General features: G+C 44.4%; 15 protein-coding genes. 3 read left to right on the top strand and 12 right to left on the bottom strand.

Going from position 1 to position 23073, the window contains the following annotated elements; all coding sequences use genetic code 11:
• Nucleotides 1-45: 45 nt before the first annotated feature.
• From CXF83_RS08225 to CXF83_RS08205, 5 genes are all read right to left on the bottom strand, one after another.
• Entirely contained in the window at nt 46-1119 is a 1074-nt protein-coding gene (locus CXF83_RS08225; protein ID WP_101092769.1) for a branched-chain amino acid ABC transporter permease, read from the bottom strand.
• A 44-nt stretch (nt 1120-1163) separates the two neighbouring features.
• The gene (locus CXF83_RS08220) at nt 1164-2057 is read right to left on the bottom strand and encodes a branched-chain amino acid ABC transporter permease (RefSeq protein WP_101092767.1); all 894 of its coding nucleotides are present in this window, start codon (nt 2055-2057) and stop codon (nt 1164-1166) included.
• A complete protein-coding gene (locus CXF83_RS08215) occupies nt 2054-4018 on the bottom strand; it encodes a long-chain fatty acid--CoA ligase (RefSeq protein WP_101092765.1) in 1965 nt (654 codons plus the stop codon). Before CXF83_RS08215 ends, CXF83_RS08220 begins: the two co-directional genes overlap by 4 nt.
• Nucleotides 4018-4815 carry an ABC transporter ATP-binding protein gene (locus CXF83_RS08210; protein ID WP_101092877.1) on the bottom strand — a complete coding sequence of 266 codons (798 nt, stop codon included), beginning with the start codon at nt 4813-4815 and terminating at the stop codon, nt 4018-4020. Before CXF83_RS08210 ends, CXF83_RS08215 begins: the two co-directional genes overlap by 1 nt.
• Before the next feature lie 161 nt (nt 4816-4976).
• Nucleotides 4977-6017, bottom strand: coding sequence for a DcaP family trimeric outer membrane transporter (locus tag CXF83_RS08205; protein WP_101092763.1), 1041 nt, complete (start codon nt 6015-6017; stop codon nt 4977-4979).
• A 267-nt stretch (nt 6018-6284) separates the two neighbouring features.
• On the opposite strand from CXF83_RS08205, the gene CXF83_RS08200 reads away from it, so the two are divergent.
• On the top strand, nt 6285-9779 hold the full coding sequence (locus CXF83_RS08200) for a hybrid sensor histidine kinase/response regulator (protein WP_101092761.1): 3495 nt from the start codon (nt 6285-6287) through the stop codon (nt 9777-9779).
• Nucleotides 9780-9835: 56 nt separating this feature from the next.
• On the opposite strand, the gene CXF83_RS08195 is transcribed toward CXF83_RS08200, so the two are convergent.
• Nucleotides 9836-10486, bottom strand: coding sequence for a response regulator (locus tag CXF83_RS08195; protein ID WP_101092760.1), 651 nt, complete (start codon nt 10484-10486; stop codon nt 9836-9838).
• A gap of 534 nt (nt 10487-11020) precedes the next feature.
• Between CXF83_RS08195 and CXF83_RS08190 the strand changes: the two genes are divergently transcribed.
• Nucleotides 11021-12145 (top strand): patatin-like phospholipase family protein, encoded by a 1125-nt coding sequence (locus CXF83_RS08190; protein WP_101092758.1) that lies wholly within the window; start codon nt 11021-11023, stop codon nt 12143-12145.
• Nucleotides 12146-12235: 90 nt separating this feature from the next.
• On the opposite strand, the gene CXF83_RS08185 is transcribed toward CXF83_RS08190, so the two are convergent.
• The gene (locus tag CXF83_RS08185; RefSeq protein ID WP_232775072.1) at nt 12236-12952 is read right to left on the bottom strand and encodes an SGNH/GDSL hydrolase family protein; all 717 of its coding nucleotides are present in this window, start codon (nt 12950-12952) and stop codon (nt 12236-12238) included.
• A gap of 29 nt (nt 12953-12981) precedes the next feature.
• Nucleotides 12982-14931 carry a monovalent cation:proton antiporter family protein gene (locus CXF83_RS08180; RefSeq protein WP_101092756.1) on the bottom strand — a complete coding sequence of 650 codons (1950 nt, stop codon included), beginning with the start codon at nt 14929-14931 and terminating at the stop codon, nt 12982-12984.
• 426 nt (nt 14932-15357) lie between these two features.
• On the opposite strand from CXF83_RS08180, the gene dgcS reads away from it, so the two are divergent.
• Complete coding sequence (dgcS, locus tag CXF83_RS08175) at nt 15358-16248, top strand: diguanylate cyclase DgcS (protein ID WP_101092754.1); 891 nt, start codon at nt 15358-15360, stop codon at nt 16246-16248.
• 56 nt (nt 16249-16304) lie between these two features.
• Here the strand turns inward: dgcS and tilS are convergent, their stop codons facing one another.
• The 4 genes from tilS to lpxB form a co-directional block, all read right to left on the bottom strand.
• Nucleotides 16305-17660, bottom strand: a complete 1356-nt coding sequence (gene tilS / locus CXF83_RS08170) for a tRNA lysidine(34) synthetase TilS (protein WP_101092752.1) — start codon at nt 17658-17660, stop codon at nt 16305-16307.
• Between the two features lie 2 nt (nt 17661-17662).
• A complete protein-coding gene (dnaE, locus tag CXF83_RS08165; RefSeq protein WP_101092750.1) occupies nt 17663-21133 on the bottom strand; it encodes a DNA polymerase III subunit alpha in 3471 nt (1156 codons plus the stop codon).
• Between the two features lie 127 nt (nt 21134-21260).
• Nucleotides 21261-21869: a ribonuclease HII gene (rnhB, locus tag CXF83_RS08160; protein ID WP_101092748.1), complete on the bottom strand. Its 609-nt coding sequence runs from the start codon at nt 21867-21869 to the stop codon at nt 21261-21263.
• Entirely contained in the window at nt 21869-23038 is a 1170-nt protein-coding gene (lpxB, locus tag CXF83_RS08155; protein ID WP_101092746.1) for a lipid-A-disaccharide synthase, read from the bottom strand. The genes rnhB and lpxB overlap by 1 nt, the downstream gene beginning before the upstream one ends.
• Nucleotides 23039-23073 lie beyond the last annotated feature (35 nt).

Raw genomic sequence — 23073 nt, 5'->3', positions numbered from 1 at the left:
CAAAGTTGAAAGCTGTATACCGCTGCTGTTACAGCTCGAAAAAAATCAGTAAGCAAACGGGTAAAATTTCCAATAGTTCTTAATCTGCGCCCAGCGATGAGCAAGCCCCTCTGGTTCGAAAATCAAAAACAGAATGATGACCAATCCAATCGCCATCTCTTTGATATACGCTAAGCCGTCGGTCACCATGGGAATATTGCCCCAGTCGGTGTACTTCATCAGACTGACCATGGTTTCAAGCACTTCAGGCAGTAACACCATAAATACCACGCCCATTAAGGTGCCCTTTATCGAGCCCAGCCCACCAATAATCACCATGGCTAGAAACTGAATCGACATTAAGATAGTGAAGCCCTCTGCAGACACATAGCCCAAGTAGTGCCCGTATAATGCGCCGCCAATACCGGCATAAAACGAGGAAATACCAAAAGATAACAAGCGATACTTGTTGAGCTTAACCCCCATTATTTCGGCTGAAAGGTAGTGATCACGTACCGCAACAAAAGCGCGCCCGTCTCGGCTACGCATCAGATTGCAGCCCCAGGTGTACATAAACACCAAGGCAAATAGTGCGATGTAGAAAAAGCTCTGATCGGTATCAAACTCAAACCCAAACAGATTGACCGGTGCAGCCATCGAGCCTGAAGAACCGCCAGAGAACCAATCTGCTCGAGCAAAAAAGTCTTCAATGATAAACTGAGCCGCTAAGGTGGCTATCGCCAAATACAGCCCCTTAATCCGCGCAGCTGGCATACCAAACATCATGCCAACGGCCATGGTCAGAAAGCCCGCTAAAGGGATACAAAGCACCACTGGGATTTGAAAACTGGTATTTAACCAGGCTGAGGCAAATGCACCAAAGCCAAAAAATGCGCCATGGCCCAGTGAGATCTGCCCAGTAAAACCGACCAGTATATTGAGCCCTAACGCCGCAATACCAAGATAAGATATTTGGATAAACAGGGTTAAAAAGTAACCATCAAGCACCAAGGGGGCACCACAGGCAATGGCGATGACTGCAATCATCAGCAGCCGAACGGTTTTGGTTTCAAATATTGTATTGTCGGCTTTATAGCTTGTGCGGAAATCACCACACGGTCGCATCGCTAAGCTAGACATAAAAACTCCTTAAAAAATCTGATAAACATAACTTAGTGAATAATCTAAATGCGCTCGATATTACGGGTACCAAACAGGCCGTAGGGTTTAAACCAGAGAATGATCAACAGCACATAAAATGGAGCAATGTCATACATATTGCCGATATGCAGATACTGACTGTCGAAAAACTCGGCCACGTTCTCAAGTACGCCAATCATGATCCCCCCCACAATGGCCCCAACAATCGAATCGAGACCGCCCAAAATGACGGCTGGAAATACTTTGATACCAATAGAGGAGAGTGAATCTGAGACACCGTTGACCATGCCGATCACAACACCTGCGGTAGCAGACACCGTGGCTGCTATTCCCCAACTCATGGCAAAGACTTGTTTAACGGATATACCTAAGCTCTGGGCCACTTGCTGGTCAAACGCCGTAGCCCGCATGGCTAAACCGTGCTTAGAATATTTAAAAAACAAGAAAAAACTGACCATGATAATGAGTGCAATCACGGTACTCATTAGGTAAGCCAGCTCGACATTAAGCCCAAATATAGCAATAGATTGGGTATCAAAAACTTTTGGATAACTCTGTGGTGACACACCAAAGATCCACTTAGTTAGCGACTGGAAGAAGATGGATAAACCTATGGTCACCATGATCACCGAGATAATAGGTTCACCAATCATCGGACGCAGGACAATCATCTGCAAAAACACACCGAACACCCCCATAAAGCAGAGCGTGAGGAAAAAGCCTAAAAAGAAAGGCAGTTCCAAATAGACTAATAATGCCCAACATACCCACGCCCCTATCAGCAAGAACTCGCCTTGAGCGAAGTTAACTATCTGCGTCGATTTATACACCAGCACAAAACACATCCCCACCACACCGTATAACAAACCGACAATCAGTCCATTGATGATTAGCTGCAGTAACAGTTCAAAATTCATGAGGCTCTCCTTTGAGAAAGATCAGTGTCTAACGTCGCACCAGCTTCAATAACGGTAGCTACCTTTAGCTGCGTTTGAATACGAGATTTGCTGCCATCTTGGAAGGTAATCACAGTATCAATATCGACATGGGACTTATCGCTATAGATGGACTCGATAATGTCAGCGTATTTTTCAGCAATAACGCCACGACGAACTTTACGAGTACGAGTAAGTTCGCCATCATCGGCATCAAGTTCTTTATACAGTAATATGAATTTATTGATTTTTTGTGCATCTGGCAGCGACTGGTTAACAATTTCAATCTCTTTAGTGAGCTGCTCATACACCTCAGGTAAACTCGATAAATTGGTATAGTTGGTAAATGCCAGCCCTTGCTGTTCTGCCCATTTTGAAACGATGCTAAATCGGATACACAAGATGGCAGAAAGGAAGGGTTTGTCTTTACCAAGAATGACCGCTTCACCGATAAATGAAGAGAATTTTAATTTGTTTTCAATGTATTGCGGGGAGTACTGGATCCCTTGACTGGTTTTGGCCAAATCTTTGATCCGGTCAATCACCACCAAATGCCCAGAAGGTTTGAAATAACCAGCGTCTCCGGTGTGCATCCAACCCTCTTTAACATCTTCGTCATAGGCGGCTTGGTCGCCCAAATAGCCATTGAACATACCCACCGTCTTGGCGATAACTTCACCCACACCTTCGCTATCGGTATTGATCACCTGCAATTGCGCGGTATCGAATGCTACGCCTACGCTGTCATAATCGACATCATCCTGATGATGAATGGTATATGCACCGCACATCTCAGTTTGGCCATATAGCTGGCGCAGTGGCACGCCAATACTCTGGAAGAATTTAAAGGTATCGGGTCCCATTGCTGCGCCACCCGTTGCCGCAGACTTTAGAAATGAGAAGCCTAATCTATCGCGCAATGCTTTCATTAAAATAAGATCAGCGAAGGTCGAGCGCTTCCCCTTAGCAAGTGCCGCTTCGGCGCGTTTGAGCGCAAATTCAAATAGCTTCTTTTTCAGCGGAGTGGAATCCATCATCCGCGCTTGAACGTCGGCTAAGATCCCTTCCCAAACTCGCGGTGCTAGCAGCACAAAGCTGGGACCTATCTCGCGTAGATCTGCCATCATGGTTTCCTGCTCTTCGACAAAATTAACGATTTGTCGTGCAATTAACGCCTGCCCAACCGCATAAACCTGCTCCATGATCCAAGGCAGAGGCAGTACCGACACATAGTTATCACCTGGTTTTCTAGGATCAGCGCGTAAATATGAGCAGCAATGCTCGATAAACTTACTGCCTTGCAGCAATACTATTTTGGGCTTTGAAGTGGTACCTGATGTGGTGCAATAGATAGCAATATTCTCAGGTTTCCCAGCATCGACTAGCTTGTCGTAACCTTGTGGGTTTTGCTTATCTAGCTTTCGCCCTGTCTTATATATGTCTTCGATGCTGATTAATCGTGGGTCGTTATATTTGCGCATCCCTCTTGGGTCGCAATAAACAATATATTTTACCGTCGGAATTTGATCGCCAAGCTCAAGTAATTTGTCGCATTGCTCTTCATCTTCAGCGATCACGACTTGCGCATTGCTGCGATTAAGTAGGTATGCCACCTCTTCATGCATTGAGTCTTGATAGATCCCCAGCGAATAACAACTCAGTGCATGGGCTGCAACTTCTCCCCATACCCATTCAGGTCTGTTATCACCGAGTAACGCAATCGTCGCTTCAGCTTCAATACCTAAATGGCGAATGGTCAGTGACAGCCACTTCACGCGGTTGTGATAATCGAGCCAGCTAAATTCGCTCCAAATACCAAACTCTTTCTCGCGCATGGCAATATCATCACCCCACAAAGTGGCGTTATGGCGTAATATCTTTGGAAAGGTATCCATATCCCCCATATCGAAGCGATTTGCCGATGATTTATTGTCCGTTTTCATTAGCCCACCTCTTGTAATTGCTCGTTATCATCTAAGCCTAAATAAGCCTGTCTAACGTGCTCATTAGCCATCACTTCATCGGGTAAACCACTCACGAGTTTCTTACCAAAGTCGAGTACCATCACTTGATGTGAAATATCCATAACCACCCCCATGTCATGCTCAATCATCACAACGGTAATGCCGAACTCCTCGTTGAGATCCAAGATATAGCGCGCCATATCCTCTTTCTCTTCTAGGTTCATGCCCGCCATGGGCTCGTCTAATAAAATAAGCTTGGGATTAAGGGCTATTGCACGAGCTAATTCGACGCGCTTGCGCAGGCCATAAGACAAGGTTCCAGCAACGGATTTACGCACGTGGGAGATATCAAGAAAATCAATTATTTCTTCCACTTGACGGCGATGTTTGAGTTCCTCTTTTTGAGCGGGTGAAGCCCAATAAAGTGGCCCAGTTAACCAGTTATTTTTCATCTGGTGATGTCGGCCAACCATAATGTTATCGAGTACCGACATATGGCCAAATAGCGCGAGATTTTGAAAGGTACGGCCTATTCCCAAATCGGCGCGATCATTTGGGCGTAAATGGGTCACTTCTTGGTGATCAAATTGAATGCTGCCCTGATAAGGACGGTATCGACCTGAGATGCAGTTAAGCATTGAGGTCTTGCCAGCACCATTAGGACCAATAATTGAGAATACAGCCCCTTTCTCAACTTCGAAGCTAACGTCGGTTAATGCTTTAACACCACCAAACGCCAGAGAGATTTGATCAACTTTTAATATTTTATCTGTCACACCCATACTCCTTTAAACTGCACATATCGCTTTTTAGCTATGCTCAAACCAGGTTGAGCATTAGCGTTAAACGACTGTCATGGGTAACCAATCACGGGATTTACAAGCGATGCTATGCAAAAAAACGACGGCAGAAGCGTTATCTCTACTGCCATCAAAGGTTAAAGTGCGTAGCGGAATGAAAGCTGAGCGTAGTCAGAGTCGACATCTTGGTCGCCAATTTCAAAATTACCGACTTCAAAACCAATGGCCAAATGAGGAGTCAAGTTTTGGAATAAATTGATGCTCCACTGACTGCGCTCCGCATTGCCTATGTCAGTTTCAACACGGCCATATAGCGCAGTACTTCTTAAGGTATCGGTCCAGTAATGGCGGTATGCCGCCAAATAAGAGGTGGTATTTTCAACCTCTTCTCCGACTAAATCTCTGGCAACACCAATACCTACATAACGACCAACTTCACCTTGATGGAATTGAAAACGCAGGTCATCTTTACCGAATGTTTTGATCCGCCCGGCGATAGAGCCACCGAGGGCTGTTTCACTATTTCCTAAGTCGGTATTGAGACTGCGGCCGAGGGCCGATATCGAGATGTCCCCCCAATCACCTTTAAGGTTATAACGCGCAACAACATCGGGTAGATCATCATTAGTGGTATCGCCACCAACGCTTTCTGGGTTTTCTATAGAAAATTGGAAATTACCAATGTCGTAACGGATCTGCCCTTGACGAATAAAGGCTAGGCCCACAGTTGCACCGGCAAAATCGGCAGACTCAGGAATGGCACTGGTGTTCATAAAGGTGGTCCAAGTCTGGCCCGCTGTTATCCCTTCATATTTAATAAATGCGTGACGTATTCTTGGGTTTGCGGAGTTAGATACCACCTGATTACCACCACCACCGAGAAAGTCCATTTCAATAAAGCCCATCACGTCGCCATGAACATATTTGGTGTTAAAACGTGTTTCGTTGGCAAAGATGCGAAATTGAGATGCACTCTCTTCAAGTGGGGCACCGGTACCAATCCAAAAGTCACGATAAGCAACATCACCACTGACATAACGAGCATCAACTTTGATGTAGCCACCGAAGGTTAATTTGCCATCGTCACCGACGTCAAATTCATAACTTGCTGCGGCAGAACCCGCCAATAAACACAGTGAACCGGCTAACGTAATTTTTTTTATTTTTGAAATAAGCATCTTTTATCCCCTTTAATGTCTGCACTTAAGATGAAGAAATAAAAGGGTTTGCTCAATTGTGAAATGGTATTAGTGCAGGAGTCTTAATACGTTAGCTGTAATACGGGCGGATTAACCCGTGGGGATTAATACCGATAGATTAAGACTTAAGTCGATAGTCTTTGCCGACCTAATAGAGTCAAAATATGATATGTTAATTCCCATAACAATTAAGGGATTAAATAGCTATAAAGCTAACATTTCCCAATAAGAAGGTGTGGCTACAGCATGTTTCCTAATTGGCTATTGGTTACGATTAGTATTAGCTATATTGGTTTGCTTTTTTTGATGGCATTTCTGGGCGATAGGTACCGAGAAAAACTTTTTAAGCAGCAACATACCATCATTTATTCACTCTCTCTTGGTGTCTATTGTACCTCCTGGGGCTTTCTTGGCACTGCGGGTCAAGCCGCGAGTAATTCGTTCTCATATCTACCGGTTTATATCGCTCCCATTTTACTGTTTATGTTCGCTTGGCCTTTCATTCAGCGCATTATCAGAGTGTGTCTCAAATTAAATATTACCTCTATCGCGGATCTATTAGCGGCACGATTTGGTAAGTCGCAACTGTTAGCGATAGTTGTCACCTTTGTCGCCCTATTTGGCACCTTGCCCTATATCGCCTTACAGCTAAAAGCGATTGTGAACTCCTATGAAATTTTAAGACAAGATCACCTATTATCGTCTTGGCAACTCGGCCTGGTTGTTAGCTTAATTCTGGCGGGGTTTACCATTATATTTGGCGTTAGGGCCATTGATGTCACCGAGCGTCACCCCGGAATGATGCTGGCTATCGCCTTTGAATCTTTCGTCAAGTTAATCGCCTATCTCACCATCGGTATTTTCGTGTCTTTCTTTCTATTTGATTCACCGCTGGACATTTGGCGTCAAGCCAATGAGGCTTCACCGGTATCAACTGAGTTTACCTACCCCAATATGGTGTCGATGTTTGGGTTACTCTTTATCGTTATGTCAGCTTTTCTGTGTCTTCCGCGACAATTCCAAGTATTGATTGTTGAACTCAAAGAGCAAAAACATGCCATTTGGAGCCGCTGGACGTTTCCACTCTATATCTTAGTGTTTGCTTTCTTTGCCACTCCGTTAGGCCAAGCGGGCAATATCCTCTATGGTGACTCGCTGCAAAGTGATGCTTATGTATTGTTTCTCCCCGCCTTTAGTGGCCAAGCATGGCTCGGATTATTTAGTTTTCTAGGGGCAATATCAGCAGCAAGTTCTATGGTTATCATCTCAACCATTGCGTTGAGCACCATGCTGAGTAATGAGGTGGTTTTTCCGACACTTTTTAAAGTAAGTAATATACAGAGTACCGATTTTAATAAATTTAGATCCCACTTGCTTAACATTCGCAAAGGATTAATTCTATTAGTAATATTTTTAAGTTATGGCATGTTTCTGCTAGCACCACCCGATACGCTAGCATCATTGGGGGAGGTTGCATTTGGTGCTATCGCACAGATTGGCCCAGCCCTCTTCGCTGCCTTTTTATGGCGCAGAGTGACCCTTATTGGTGTACTTGCAGGCATCATCAGTGGTTTTTCACTCTGGTTAACACTCAATCTATTGCCACAACTGGGCCTCTACAACCATCCTTTTGCGGCAAGTGAATACTCCATGACGACAATGGCCACGTTGGTGGGGCTATTTGTCAATATCATTATGATATGGATAGTTTCTTCGTTTACTCGACAAAGTGTTCATGAGCAGATGCAAATAGCTCACTTTATTGAACGACCAGATCTGGGTAAGCTGCAATCCGCAGTCCCTAAGTATATCAACCCAACGGAGTTAGAGTTATTGGTCGCCCGCTTTGTCGGTAAAGATAAAGCCGCCCATGGTTTTCAAGCTTTTTACTCAAGCCAAGAGCAGCCTGTAATTGATAAAGCGGCTCACAACCAAACACTGATCTTCTATACCGAAAATATGCTCGCCAGTGTCATGGGATCGGCCTCTGCGCGCTTGGTGATCTCCTGTGCTCTCAATGGTCGCGGGATCGCGATTGAAGATGTGGCACAACTAGTTGAAGAGGCCTCTAGTCACCGCACAGAATTTAGTCGCTCAGTGCTGCACAGCGCAATAGAAAATGCCAGTGAAGGGATCTCTGTGATAGACAGAGAGCTCAACTTAGTCGCTTGGAATCAGCACTATTTAAAGCTCTTTAATTATCCAGAGGATCTCGTCTATATCGGCTGTCCAGTCAAACAGCTTATTAAATATAACCTGAGTCATGGCCAGCATTTTAAGCATGATTTAACGCAGCAAGTTGAACGTCGTTTGGCTTATCTACGTCAAGGGAGCCGCCACAGTACAGAGCGACTACAACCCGATGGTAAAACCATCAGGATTGAAGGAAACCCGATACCTGACGGCGGCTTTGTGATGATATTTTCCGATATCACCATGTATCGAGAAGCGGAGAAATTACTAAAAGAAAAGAACTTAGATCTTGAAGCCCGGGTCTATGAACGCACCAAAAAACTGGAGCAAGCAAATCTTAGTCTTGAGCATTCTAATCAAGAGCTAGCAGTCGCACTGCAAAAGGTTGAACAAGCACACCAAAAGAAAAGCCAATACCTCAAGGCATGTAGTCACGATCTACTGCAACCATTATCAGCCGCAAGATTATTTTCCTCTGCGTTTGTTCAGAATGGTCAACTGTCGAATAAACAAAAACAACAAATGGGTTATATCGACAACTCATTACAGGTTGCCAATGAGCTGCTGCTGGACTTAAACGAAATTTCCCGTATAGAAAGTGGCATCATAGTCCCCGAAATTACCGAGTTTGCCTTGCAAGAGGTGATCGATTCGCTCGTCGATGAGTTTGGTGCTATTGCCGCAACGGAAGATGTAAAATTCAAGCATATTAACACCCAGATTTGGGTCAGCAGTGACAAGGTGCTGCTTAGGCGTATTTTGCAGAACCTCATCAGCAATGCATTTCGGTATGCGGGTAAAGGTAAAATTTTGCTTGGATATCGACGCATCGGAGACTGTATCTCGATTCAAGTCGTTGATGATGGGCCGGGGATCCCTGCAGAAAAACAAGCGGTCATTTTTGAACAGTTTACTCGATTGCAGCACTCAGGACATGAAGGTGTTAATGGTCTCGGCTTAGGTCTAAATATTGCGCAGGGTTTAGCCTCTTTGCTATCGCATCAATTAGCACTGTCTTCGACAGTTAATCGCGGTAGCATATTCAGTCTTCAGTTAAAAACCGTTTTAGCAAAAGCAGAGTCCATCGTTAAAGCCCCTGCTGATATCCTTACTCTTAATGGCGTTCATGTACTGTGTGTCGATAATGACCCTAATGTATTAGCGGGGATGGTGGAGTTACTCCAAGGTTGGAAATGCCACGTTTATCAAGCGGCATCAGCGCTACAAGCAAAAGCACAATTTTCAAAACACGCTCATAAAATTGACATTGTATTGATGGACTATCAGCTTGAAGATAATCAAAATGGGTTAGATTTAATGGTCGAGTTGCAACATCAATCAGACTTACCTATTGCCGCTATTTTGATCACAGCGACGATTGATGAAGCAGTGGTCAATAGAGCCAAGGAGCAAGGCTATGGTTATCTACGCAAGATAATTAAACCTATCGCTCTGCGTGCAGTGATGAGTGCCACGTTAGCAACAAGCTTACGGACAAACTATGCAGCATCCGCAACCACTCATTACAGCAGCGAAGAAGACAATTAAGCCGACATAGGTATGCCGGCTTAATTTGTAATAGAAGATCTTTCCAGCTTAATCTATTAAGCGGTTAGTGAGGTTTTATCGAGTTGCAGTTGACTCATGGCAATCACAGCTTGAGTGCGTGTATGCACCCCTAATTTTAAAAATATTGCACTGGCATGAGCTTTAATGGTGGCTTCTGAAAGCCCCAATTCATAAGCTATTTGTTTATTGAGTAGACCATCAGCAAACATCATTAATATACGATGTTGTCTCGGTGATAAGCTGATGATTTTACTTGTCATACTATCGGCTTCTATTGCTTCAACGTTACTGCAACCCGCAGGCATCCATTGTTGGCCTGCGAGTACTGCTTTAATGGCTTTGACCATCTGTTCAACTGAAGTCGATTTAGGAATAAACCCCGCCGCTCCAAATGACATGCTCTTACCTACCGTGACTTTATCTTCTTGCCCGGAAATCACAACGACCCCCATTTGGGAGTGACAATTACGGATATTGACTAAGGTATTAAAGCCATGAGCTTTTGGAATATTAAGATCGAGTAACAGTAGATCTGCATCTTGTTGCTTTAATAATTCATCGAGCTCTACAATCGTCTCAGCTTCAAATAATCTTACATTATCAAAGTGTGTGGTTAATATGTTGACCAGTGCTTGTCTAAATAATGGATGGTCATCAGCTATTATTATTTTTAGTGGCTGTAACATGTTTGATCCCTCATATGTTCATTTTTTCAGTCTACTCCATTGCCTTTTATTATCAACTTGCCACTATTCCTTTACGCTACCAACAATTCTTGATTTAACACTTTAATTACAATTAGATAGTCTGATAAGCATATTTAAATCTCATCATTACACCGCAACAACATAGACTTATTAACTAGGTTAACGGCTAAATATTTATGCTAGATACCCTTTAAAAGCTGACTCATACCCTCATTGAAGTAGCTAAATGCACTCTTAATCACATAACAACAATGCTGTAATTCACCGTAGAGAAGTCAATGGCGGTGCTTTCACCTCTAGATAATGCTAAGAAACACCCATCAAACTTACGGCCAAAAAGAAGGTAAAAAGTCGCCGTAACACCTGACTAAGAGGGACCGACGCATCACGACTAAAAGAAACTGGCAGACTAATTTACGGGTAAAGCTTGTACATAAAGCGACTCTCACATATTCTAAATTCAGGGACCGTTTTTGAATAAGTTTTGTTTTTCAATTGATAGGGATCGCCAATTTGTCAGATAAAATTGCATTAGTATTAGGTGGTGGTGGCGCGAGAGCTGCGTATCAAATTGGTGTCCTCAAAGCTATCGTACAGTTTTACCCTCGTAATCACGGGATCCCCTTTAAAATTATCTGCGGTACATCGGCGGGCGCTATAAATGCCACCTCCATGGCTACTCATGCATCCTGTTTTCATTTGGGCGTTCGCAAACTCGAATGGGTTTGGCGTCATATTCATGCAGAGAAAGTCTATCAAGCTTCTATCGGCAGTGTATTAAGTCATTTGGGTAAAATGGCACTTAAAGGCGTACAAAGTGATGGCGCCTCTCGTAGTGCTGGCAGCCTGTTTAACAGTGAACCACTGCGTGGCTTGCTTAGCGACCTGATTAGTTTTGAGCGTATTGGTCGCAATATTAGTAGCGGAGCACTCGATGCCGTTAGCTTAGATACCTCTTGCTACGACACCTCTCGTTCGGTCACATTTTTTCAAGGTAATCCTCTTATAGAGGATTGGCAGCGGGCACGCCGCTGTGGTCAACGCACCCGTTTAAATACGGATCATCTATTGGCAAGTTCCGCTATTCCCTTAGTTTTCCCATCCGTAAGGCTCAACCAAGAATATTATGGCGATGGCTCAGTTCACCAGCTAGCCCCCTTGAGCAGTCCGATTCATTTAGGGGCTAACAAAATTATGGTGATCAACTTAGAAAGCCCACATAAAGTGCAACCAAGAGAGCTTGAACACCACCCTAAAACAGCCACCATTGCCGGCCACCTGCTTGATACTATATTTTCAGATACATTGAACAGCGATTTGGAGCGGTTAGAACGGATCAATAGTACTTTGTCACTCATTCCGGAGGAAAGCCGTAAAGGTTTGCCCTTAAAACAGATCGAAACGCTAGTGATTAAACCGAGTGAGGACTTAAGCGCAATTGCCTCTCGTTATTTTCACGATATGCCCTTTGCTATCAAGATGATGATGAAGGCGTTAGGGATCAATGAGCACTCAGATTCAAGTATTGGATCTTATCTGTTATTTGAGCAGAGTTATTGTAGCGCGCTAATTGAACTGGGCTATGAAGATGCAATGTGCCAAATTGACGATATCAAAACGTTTTTTGATATTAAATAGCTTTAGCACTGTCATCTGATTTAGCAACCAACCGCTCGACATTCCCCTATGCTTCACAAAACGGTCCTAGGGGCTATATTAACTTTGAGACTAAACTGACATTTGATGCTTAAGCAAGATAGTGTCTACGACACTTTGGCCCCAATGTTGGTAAATTTGAACCCCGGGATGAAACCCGTCGACAGCCATCAACTCGGGTTGAAGTTCAGCGCCAAAATCGAGCAATATGAACGGCGCCGTCGTTGCCAACTGAGTTAATTGTTGATTGAACTCATCACAACGCTTACCTAAAAACCAACGTAAAGGTTGCGGCAATGCAGGAAAACCGCCCATAGGCGGAACCTGCGTGAGTATTAATTGACGACACTTCACTGCAACGGTCAGGAACTCAACCAGTTCTAATTGTTTCCGCCGCCACTGCCGAGCAGAAATAGGACTAAGTACATCATTCACCCCGAGTGAGACCACCACAATGTCAAAATCCAAAGCATGTTCATCATGCTTCTTTTTAAGCATTTTTAGCGTCTGTTCAGTGTTAGCCCCCGACTTTGCCAAGAGCTGCCAAGACACCTTAAAGTGAGCCGATAATCCAGAGGTCACAGTGCCACTGAGCGCTTGCCGCTGCTTGCTAACACCAACGCCGGCAGCTGCAGAATCACCCAAGAGCAATAACGAAACCTCTGGTCCAGAGCCAAGTTCGCCAACGCGCGTCCCTGCAGCCTCCGGTAGTTTAGGGGTGTTTTTTTTAACTAACCGACCTTGAATAAACATAAGCGGCAATAACAGAATAAATATAATGTTGTGCAAAAGTCATCTCCCAGACCGGTGCCTTAAAATCAGCCCTGCAGTAAATAGGCTTCGGCTTTCTCTATTCGTCTTGGTTTTCCAAGCAAAATAAGAATATCACCGGATTTTATCTGCCAGTCTAGCTCAGGGTTTTCCACTTCAGCACCTGCACGCCTAACGGCGCGGAGCTCAACTCGTAGTTTCTCCCATGGGATATCAGCTAATGTTTGCCCAACGGCATTCGCGCCTTTAGGTAATGCCACAGCATGCAGTAACTCCAGTGTAAAGTCTGTTTCTGCTCCTGAGAAAAAGCCATGCAAATATTGATAATGGTTACGACGTTCAGATTCCAAGCGCTTTAAAATTCGGGCTAGCGGCACGCCACATTGATACAGTACCTGTGAGACCAACATTAAGCTCCCTTCCAAGGTCTCAGGAATGACTTGGCTAGCACCTGCTTTTTCAAGCTCTTCCATGCCAGAATCATCACGAGTACGCACTAGAATTTTGGCCTCTGGTGCCAACTGACGACACAGCGGTAATACCTCTTCTAGAATACGTCCACTACTAAAGGTAATAACAATGAGTTTGGCGTGCCGTACATGTGCTTGTTTAAGGATACTGCGCTTACAGACATCACCAAAGTAGACGGGCTCGCCTGCGGTTCTGGCCTCCGAGACTCGTTTGGGATCTAAATCTAGTACGATATAAGGGATAGCTTCGGTTTTCATAAATCTAGCGATCGTTTGCCCAACACGCCCATAGCCTAGGATCAAAACAAGATCGTCAGCCGGATCAACATTAACCACAATAGGTTCACTTTTTTCAGGCTTAGGTTTAAGCCCTTGCAGTACTCTGGCAATATCGACACTGTGACGAACCAACCAAGGAGCAAGCGCCATAGATAACACGGCCACCATCACTAAAGTGGTACTCGTTTTAACGTCAAGTAACTGATAATTAACCGCTAATGCCAATACAACAAAACTAAACTCACCTACTTGCGCTAGACTCAGCGCGGTCGACACTGAGACTCGAAATGACTCTTTAGCGAGCTTTAACAGTGCAAAGACGACTAAGGCTTTGCCTAAAATCACAGTAATAAGCAATAAAATGATCTGCCACCAAAACTGCGCCACAAGCTGGAAGTCGAGTAACATACCGATTGAGATAAAAAACAGTCCCATCAGCAGATCTCTAAAAGGGCGAATATCGGCTTCTAGCTGCCGACGGTACTGGCTTTCACCCAACAACATACCGGCCATAAAGGCGCCTAGTGCCATCGATAAACCTAACCACTGGGTAATGGCGCCAGTAACTAATGCCACTACAAGAGTAGATAACACAAACAATTCGTTTGAACGAGAGCGCGCCACTTCATCAAATAGTCTTGGCAAAGCCCATTTGCCAAAGGCCATTAAAGCAATAAAGGCCAAAATACCTTTTAACAACGCGTAGGCGACATCAGTCAACAGTAATGGCGCACCATCGCTGGCTAAGAGCGGCAATAAAATCAACAAAGGTACTACGGCGATATCTTGAAACAACAGCACACTGACAGAAAGCTCACCATGACGGCGCCGCAGCCACCCTTGCTCATTGAGCAGTTTCAATACTATCGCAGTTGAAGATAACGCAATAGCAGAGCCTACGACTATAGATTCGGTCACACTCAAATTACACAATAAAGCAATGACTATACTCAATGCTGCCGTCACTATAACTTGAGCGCTACCCAAGCCAAATACGGTTCTACGCATCGCCCATAGTCGAGGGACTGAAAACTCCAGACCTAAACTAAACATCAATAACACCACACCGAGTTCTGCCACTGATTGCATTTGATGTTGTGAAAACCAATGAAACCCGCTTGGACCACTAATAATCCCCGTCACCAAATAGGCCAAAATGGCAGGCAACCCAGCACGCCTAAGGATGGCGATAGAGACAATTGCTACAACCAGCATAAGCAATATTTGGATCAAAAAGCTGTGTTCCATACGTGTAATTCGCTCCTAGGGGGCTGTGATACTTTCGAGCTTTGTTTTTGTTCGGTTATTTATCATAAAGAATAATAGTTGTAGTACAAGGTAAAGCGTTAATAACAGTTCACTTGTGTCAAAGAAGAGAAGCATTAAAGCAACCCGAGGGCCGAGCTTGTTGGCTATTTTATGATGTCATGGCGAACAGTATTGAATAGTTAAACCGCCTTACTCAAATAGCCTATAAACGGCACCAAAAACAACCATGAAGGATGAGTAACCTCTTGTCAAAATACTGTCACTGCAAAAAAGCTCTGCTAACAAAGAGAGTAACTTAATGACAACTAAAGATAAATAAAGACAAATATTATTAACGAATGTTTCGGCACAATTATTGCTTTATCTAAAATAGCTGATGCTGTTAATTAATTTGGAGTCGAGAACATGGAATTTGGCCTAGCGACCGAGTTTTTTCCTAACGAATATCGTGTACAAGCTGATGTTGAATCAGCCTACGCGTTAGATCTTGATCTCGTCAATATTATCCAGCAACTACACCAACACTTAGATCCGCGGACAGTCTTTGCCTGCTTCGGCAAAATCATGGGGCAATACTTGCCGCTTCACGGCGTGCAGCTCACTTATAAGCAATACCATTTTCATTGGGGACGTCAAGGTGGCTATTCAATTGAACAGCACCTCACGCTAGCTGACACCAGTGTGAAAGTTAACTATAACCTAAAAGCCACTTTGGTGCCGTCGCAGGCTCAGCGCTTAAACCAGCTACAAGGCTTGGTATTACAGCCGTTATTTAATGCTATTCAGTTCCAAGAAATATCCAAGCAAGCCATGTTTGATGCACTAACCAATTTAGGTAATCGCCACTATTACCTTGAGCAGATAAAGAAAGAGATCGCCCGTGCTCAGCGAACCCAGAGCGCTTTTTCTTTAGTGACCTTGGACCTTGATAACTTCAAACGGCTCAATGACCGCTACGGCCATCAACTTGGTGATGAGGCTCTTGTTGCCTTTGCAAAAATGCTAACAAATGTCATTAGAGATACTGACCAAGCCTTTCGAATTGGCGGTGATGAATTTACTATATTGGTTCAAGGGGATGCACAAGCCGCGGCAATTCTTTGTCAGAGAATTCTAATAGCACTAGAAGAGCATGCTGATTTAGCAGGCTACCAAGTCAAAACGAGCTTAGGTATTGCACAGTGGCGGCACAACGATACAGAGCAGAGTTTGTATCAAAAGTCTGATAGCGCTTTATATCAGGCAAAAGCGGCGGGGAGACAATGTTATAGTGTTTTTCAGCCCCAAGACTCATAAATTGCATCACTACAGCAACAATGAGCATTAGCTTACCTCAGGGAGTATTTAGCAAGTTAACCTTTAAAGTTGATGCCTGTTTCATTTTCAGCACAAAGAAAAGCTTTCTCATTCCAATAGCCTATCGCACAGACCAATTTTCCGTTATAACACAATAATGGGACATGAGATCTTGTCCACGGTGGCACTTCAAATTCTTGCCAAAGTTTCTTTAGCTCTCTACCTTTACTGCGATATTGTGGTTGGCAACGTGTGCTTCCCGGCAAGGAAAACTCAATAGTCACCTTTTCGTCAGCACGGGGGAAACGCACTCCGGCATTAATGGCTAAGGTTGCTTGAATAAGCTTATTATGACCATAGTTCAGCCCCACTTCTAACAGCTCATCGAGTGAAGATACTGCGATATTGGCCGAGTGTGCTGACGCCGTCATCGGCAAAAAGTATCCAGTGCCTTTAAAGCGTTTTATCAACACATCGGTTAATTTTATCTCAATATTTGCGTCGACTTTAGCATCAAGTAACTGTGCAATAATTTGCTCGGCTTGTACTTTTGACGGCGGAGCAAACCCCAAAAAACCCATGTGACCACGCAGCAGTAATGCTTGCCACGCTTTGGAGTATTGCGCTAAAGCGGCAAGGTTTATAACACATTCGCCGCCCAGCTTTGTTTGAATTCGCGGTAATCGCGCAGCCAGCTCTTCATCAATAACGCTTTGCTGCATTGCGCACAGTTCAGCACTACGGCTCGCTGTGGCAGCAATGGCGCTCCAGCGCTGCTTTAACGTGGGAATGATTGATTGACGCAAAAAGTTTCTGTCATACTTTTCATCAAAATTACTCTCATCTTGAATATGACGAATGTCCCGTGTTTTAGCATACGCTTCAACATCACTTTTACTTAAATCGAGCAACGGCCGAATAAGCCACTTATCGTTATCGAGAGATTGTACTTTCCCCATCGCCGACAAACCTTTAGGGCCGAGTCCTCGCTTTAACGCTAATAAAATAGTTTCGAGTTGGTCATCTTGGTGATGCGCTGTCATCAAGATATCTGCTGCACACATCTGCGCTAATAAAGCCTCATAACGCACAGAGCGAGCTTCGGCCTCGACACTGGTTCTTGGCGCAAGCTTGACCTTTACGCGCGCTATAGTACACGGAAGTTGATATATCTCAGCTTGTGCTTGGCAATGTAAAACCCATTCATCTGCATTGACACTCAGTCCATGATGCACATGCACTAACTGACAATCGAACTGAGGATGCAGCTTGGCAAACTCAGCTAATCCATGGGCTAAAATTTCTGAATCTACGCCGCCACTATAAGCAAGTACCAGTTTGCGCGGCGCAGCTGACGCCGCGATAACAGGCAAGGCATCTACACAATGATCAATGAGCTGAGCAATATTCATGACTAAAAAACAATCCTGACTTTGTCTGAGCCTGTTAATGACTCAAGCGCTAGCATCAAATCATCCGTTGGATTCACGCGCCACTCATCACCCAGCGTAAACTGCGCTTTAGTTTCTGGCTGAGCATAATTAATCAGCACCGGCACAGCGCCATTTTTCCAAGGCTCGACGGCTAATTGGAAACGGTTCAACCATTCGGCGTTAATATCCTCTGACTGTAGGTCAACTTCTACCGCATTGGCAAAATGACTACGAGCTTCACCGATATCGATAATATTACGCGCCGTCATACGGTTGCCACCGGCAAAATCATCAAAGCTAACTTCACCTTCAATGATCAGAATCCGGTCTTTCTCAAGCAGATGATTATACTTCTCAAACGCCTCAGTAAACAGCATGACCTCTAGACGGGCACTCTTATCATCGAGGGTCACTAAGCCCATTTTAGAGCCACGCTTGGTCATCATCACTCGCGTTGCAACGACCAGACCTGCGGCCTTCATTGTTTTACCACGTTCCGTTGGATGTACGTCTTTCAAACGTCCAGAAGTGTAATGCTTAAGCTCTTTAAGGTATTGATTAATCGGGTGCCCGGTTAAATACAAGCCCAATGTGTCGCGCTCACCCTCCAACCACACTTTTTCAGGCCATGGGGTGCATGCAACAAATTTCTGCTTGTCATCTTCAGGTTCACTATTGAGCAATCCAAACATATCATGCTGGCCTAATGCTTCAGCTTTTGCATGTTGGTCAGCTGCCCGTATTGCCTCTGGCAACGTTGCGACTAATGAGGCCCTGTGCGCCCCTAAATTATCGAGCGCACCTGCACAAATCAGCTTTTCGATGACGCGGCGATTGAGTTTTTTGAGATCTATTCGCGCACAAAAATCAAATAGGTCGGTAAATGGGCCGTCTTTTCGCGCAGCTAAAATAGAATCAACAGGGCCTTCACCCACCCCTTTAACTGCGCCGATACCGTAAACAATATTGAGGTCATCATCGACGGTAAATTTAAATAAGCCCTTATTCACATCAGGTGGAATAAGCGGTATGCCCATTCGCTCACATTCATCAACCAAAATCACAATCTTGTCGGTGTTATCCATATCTGCTGACATTACCGCCGCTAAAAACTGCGCTGGGTAATGGGTCTTCAGCCAAAGCGTTTGATAGGATACTAATGCGTAAGCGGCTGAGTGTGATTTGTTGAAACCGTAACCGGCGAACTTTTCCACCAAGTCGAAGATCTTCATCGATAGCGGACCATCGACACCGTTATTAATCGAACCCTCTTCGAATGTTCCGCGCTGCTTGGCCATCTCTTCAGGCTTTTTCTTACCCATCGCACGACGCAACATATCCGCGCCGCCGAGGGTGTAGCCTGCAAGCACCTGTGCTATCTGCATCACCTGCTCTTGATACAAAATAATACCGTAGGTTGGCGATAGCAGCTCTCTTAACGATTCATGCTGATACTCAGCATCTGGATAAGAAACCTCTTCTCGGCCGTGCTTACGTTCAATAAAGTTGTCTACCATGCCTGATTGCAAAGGTCCGGGTCTAAACAGCGCTACCAGTGCAATCATGTCTTCAAAACAATCAGGTTGAAGACGTTTGATCAAATCTTTCATACCACGAGATTCCAACTGGAAAACCGCTGTGGTTTCATACTTTTGCAGTAACTTAAAACATTTAGGGTCGGTGAGCGGTATTGACTCAATGCGAATGTGTTCTTCACCGGTTTTATCTTTAACGCTGTTCACCATCTTTAACGCCCAATCAATAATGGTGAGCGTTCTTAAACCCAAGAAATCAAATTTAACCAGACCAGCGGTTTCAACATCATTTTTATCGAATTGGGTAACTGGGTTAAGGCCTTCTGAATCACAATAGATAGGCGAGAAATCAGTAATTTTGGTGGGTGCGATAACCACACCACCGGCGTGCTTACCGGCGTTACGTGTCACGCCCTCTAGAATACGGCACATATCGATGAGATCTTTGACCTCTTCACTGCCGTCATACGACTCTTGCAACGCAGGTTCAACTTCAAATGCTTTAGCCAGTGTCATACCTGGTTCTGCAGGCACCATTTTAGAAATACGATCGACAAATCCATAGGGATGACCCAATACACGACCCACATCTCGAATAACCGCTTTTGCCGCCATAGTACCGAACGTAATAATCTGCGACACAGCGTCACGACCATAAAGTTCGGCCACATGGTCTATCACTTCATCACGTCTATCCATACAGAAATCGACGTCGAAATCTGGCATTGAGACACGTTCAGGGTTAAGGAATCGCTCAAACAGCAAATCGTATTCAAGCGGATCCAAATCGGTAATTTTAAGCGCGTAAGCCACTAATGACCCGGCACCAGAACCACGGCCAGGACCAATTGGGATGTCCTGATCTTTTCCCCATTGGATAAACTCCATAACAATAAGGAAGTAACCCGGAAAGCCCATTTCGTTAATCACTTTAAGTTCGATTTCTAAACGTTCATCGTACTCGGGACGCTTTTCAGCTCTGACTTCAGGGTCTGGAAATAAAAACGCCAAGCGGGCTTCTAAACCTTTTTCTGAAACATCAACCAAAAAGGCTTCAATCGACAAATCACCAGTGGGGAAGTTAGGCAAAAAGTACTCATTTAAACGTACCGTTACGCTACAACGCTTAGCTATCTCAACGGTATTTTGTATCGCTTCAGGGATATCGTCGAACAGTTCACACATCTCCTCACTACTTTTAAAATACTGTTGGTCACTGTATTTTTTCGGTCGTCTAGGATCGGCTAGCGTGAAACCATCAGAAATAGCGACGCGAATTTCATGTGCTTCAAACTGTTCAGGTTTATTAAAAACCACTTGGTTAGTGGCAACCACTGGCAGGTCTTTTTCTTGCGCAAGTTGAACCGCCAGATGCAAGTAACGCTCTTCATCTGGGCGTCCAGTACGCAATAACTCAAGGTAATAACGGTCTGGGAAATGTGTTTGATAAAACTCAACTGATGACGCTACCTGGCCAGGATTCTCTTTTAAAAGGGCACGACCCACATCCCCCTGACGTCCACCAGACAGTAAAATAAGGCCATCATTATATTTAGCTAACCACTCTTGGTCGATAACGGCTTTATCTTTAATATGGCCGCGAAGATAAGCATCGCTGATCAGCAAGGTTAAGCTGGAGTAGCCTTCGTTATTCATCGCTATCGCGGTAATAGAACAGAGTTCATCAAAACCGGGGACTTGTACCCAAAAATCGGTACCGATAATGGGTTTGATGCCAGCACCATGACAACCGCCATAGAACTTAACCAACCCACACATGTTGGTCTGATCGGTTAACGCGACCGCAGGCATTCCCAACTCGCTTGCTTTAGCAAGAATAGGCTTAACCTTAGACAGCCCATCAGACATTGAATAGTCACTGTGGACGCGCAAATGCACAAAACGAGGATCAGACATAGTGGGAGTATCTTTCTTTTAGGTAGATGACAACAAATAATGAATCTAACAGAGTAGAACAAGGGCTAGCAGCAAACAAGTTAAACTACCAACCCAGTAAGCAGATGGACGACTTTTTAACTATTTATTACATTGCTTCACGAACAGGTCGGAAACTCTTACGGTGTTCCGCTAACACGCCATGTTTGGCTAAAGCCTCAAAATGCACCTTCGTTGGATAACCTTTGTGCTTTTCAAAGCCATATTCTGGATGTTGAGCAGCGAGCACTTCCATCTCTCGATCGCGCACAACTTTTGCAATGATAGATGCTGCACTTATTGCATCAATAAGGCCATCACCCTTGATGATGGCGTGGCTCTGCACACCAAAATCTGGCGTACGATTACCATCGACTAACACTGAAGAGGGTTTAATCGTTAGCCCTGCTACAGCACGCTGCATTGCCAACATGGTTGCGTGTAAGATATTAAGCTCATCTATCTCAACAGGTGATGCTGAACCGATAGAGATACTTAACGCTTTTTGCTGGATCTCAACGAACAACAACTCACGCTTTTTCTCTGATAACTTTTTAGAATCGTTAAGCCCTGTGATTGGGTTATTAGGATCGAGTATTACAGCCGCAGTCACAACATTACCCACTAATGGACCACGACCCACTTCATCGACCCCAGCGTACTGTCCAATACAGAGTTGGGTGATCTGCTCAGGGGTAATATCTTTTATAACAGCCATTATTTTGACTCCTCAACTAATTCAACTGTCTCAATTAATTTAATCACCGCATCAGCTGCGCGAGCGCTAGCATCGCGTCTTATCGACTTGTGCATCGCCATAAATCGATCATGTAATGGGGTAAAATCGCTATCAAGTTGCAAAGACACGGCATCTGCAATTTTTTCGGGAGTACAATCAGCTTGAATAAGCTCTTCAACGACATCTTCATCAGCGAGTAAATTAGGCAGCGAATAACGCTTTGTTAGCATCATTCCTTTGGCGATTTTATAGGTAATAGGGCTGACACGATAAGCGACAACCATAGGCCTTTTAACTAACATAGCTTCGAGTGTTGCAGTGCCAGAAGCCAGTAAAATACAATCTGCTGCTGCCATGACCTCTCGAGAATGACCTTCAATTAAATCGATCTCTAGATCCGGCGCATGAATGCTCAATGCTAATTCAAACTGCTCTCGTCGCTTTTGGTTGACAAGAGGTGTGACAAATTTAAGATCCGGATAACGCTGCTTAATTAAATTTGCAGCTTTAACAAAAGGTTCAGCAAGTTGTTTAAGCTCTCCGCCACGACTGCCTGGTAATACCGCTAAGTATTCTGCGGTCTGATCCAACCCAAGCAAGGTTCTTGCCTCAGTTTTACTGCTTTCTAGTGCAATATCATCAGCAAGTGTATGACCCACAAACGTACAAGGAACGTCATGTTGATCATAGAAGGCTTTTTCAAATGGCAGCAATGACAACACCATATCGGTGGCCTTGGCGATTTTGAAAATCCGTTTTGGTCGCCACGCCCATACAGACGGGCTGACATAATGAACGGTTTTAAGACCACGCTGTTTAAGCTTTAACTCAAGGCCGATATTAAAATCCGGGGCATCGATACCAATAAAACAGTCAGGTTGGATCTGCATCAACTCATCAATTAACGTCGCCCGCACTTTAAGAAGCCTGGGTAGACGTGACAGCACTTCAACAATCCCCATGACCGCTAACTCTTCATAAGAAAAAAGAGATTCAAAGCCTAATGCATCCATACGCGGACCACCGATCCCGACAAATCGTGCATCTGGATAGCATTTTTGAAGCGCCTTAATCAAGCCGGCACCAAGGATATCACCCGAGATTTCTCCGGCGACCATGGCAAATATACGAGGAGTGTTTATGCTCATAAAGAAGAGTCTATTTTATGATTAATGATAAAGAA

The organism is Shewanella sp. Choline-02u-19 (genome assembly GCF_002836205.1).
Taxonomy (GTDB): Bacteria; Pseudomonadota; Gammaproteobacteria; order Enterobacterales; family Shewanellaceae; genus Shewanella.
Note: the sequence above shows the minus strand (reverse complement) of the source record. Positions and strands in the feature narration are given on the sequence as shown.

What these genes read in the sequence shown, in the direction of transcription:
- dnaE (WP_101092750.1), bottom strand. Translation starts at nt 21,133, where the DNA reads ATGTCTGATCCTCGTTTTGTGCATTTGCGCGTCCACAGTGACTATTCA.
- CXF83_RS08205 (WP_101092763.1), bottom strand. Translation starts at nt 6,017, where the DNA reads ATGCTTATTTCAAAAATAAAAAAAATTACGTTAGCCGGTTCACTGTGT.
- tilS (WP_101092752.1), bottom strand. Translation starts at nt 17,660, where the DNA reads ATGAATATTGCTCAGCTCATTGATCATTGTGTAGATGCCTTGCCTGTT.
- CXF83_RS08195 (WP_101092760.1), bottom strand. Translation starts at nt 10,486, where the DNA reads ATGTTACAGCCACTAAAAATAATAATAGCTGATGACCATCCATTATTT.
- rnhB (WP_101092748.1), bottom strand. Translation starts at nt 21,869, where the DNA reads ATGGCTGTTATAAAAGATATTACCCCTGAGCAGATCACCCAACTCTGT.
- dgcS (WP_101092754.1), top strand. Translation starts at nt 15,358, where the DNA reads ATGGAATTTGGCCTAGCGACCGAGTTTTTTCCTAACGAATATCGTGTA.
- CXF83_RS08180 (WP_101092756.1), bottom strand. Translation starts at nt 14,931, where the DNA reads ATGGAACACAGCTTTTTGATCCAAATATTGCTTATGCTGGTTGTAGCA.
- lpxB (WP_101092746.1), bottom strand. Translation starts at nt 23,038, where the DNA reads ATGAGCATAAACACTCCTCGTATATTTGCCATGGTCGCCGGAGAAATC.
- CXF83_RS08220 (WP_101092767.1), bottom strand. Translation starts at nt 2,057, where the DNA reads ATGAATTTTGAACTGTTACTGCAGCTAATCATCAATGGACTGATTGTC.
- CXF83_RS08225 (WP_101092769.1), bottom strand. Translation starts at nt 1,119, where the DNA reads ATGTCTAGCTTAGCGATGCGACCGTGTGGTGATTTCCGCACAAGCTAT.
- CXF83_RS08200 (WP_101092761.1), top strand. Translation starts at nt 6,285, where the DNA reads ATGTTTCCTAATTGGCTATTGGTTACGATTAGTATTAGCTATATTGGT.
- CXF83_RS08215 (WP_101092765.1), bottom strand. Translation starts at nt 4,018, where the DNA reads ATGAAAACGGACAATAAATCATCGGCAAATCGCTTCGATATGGGGGAT.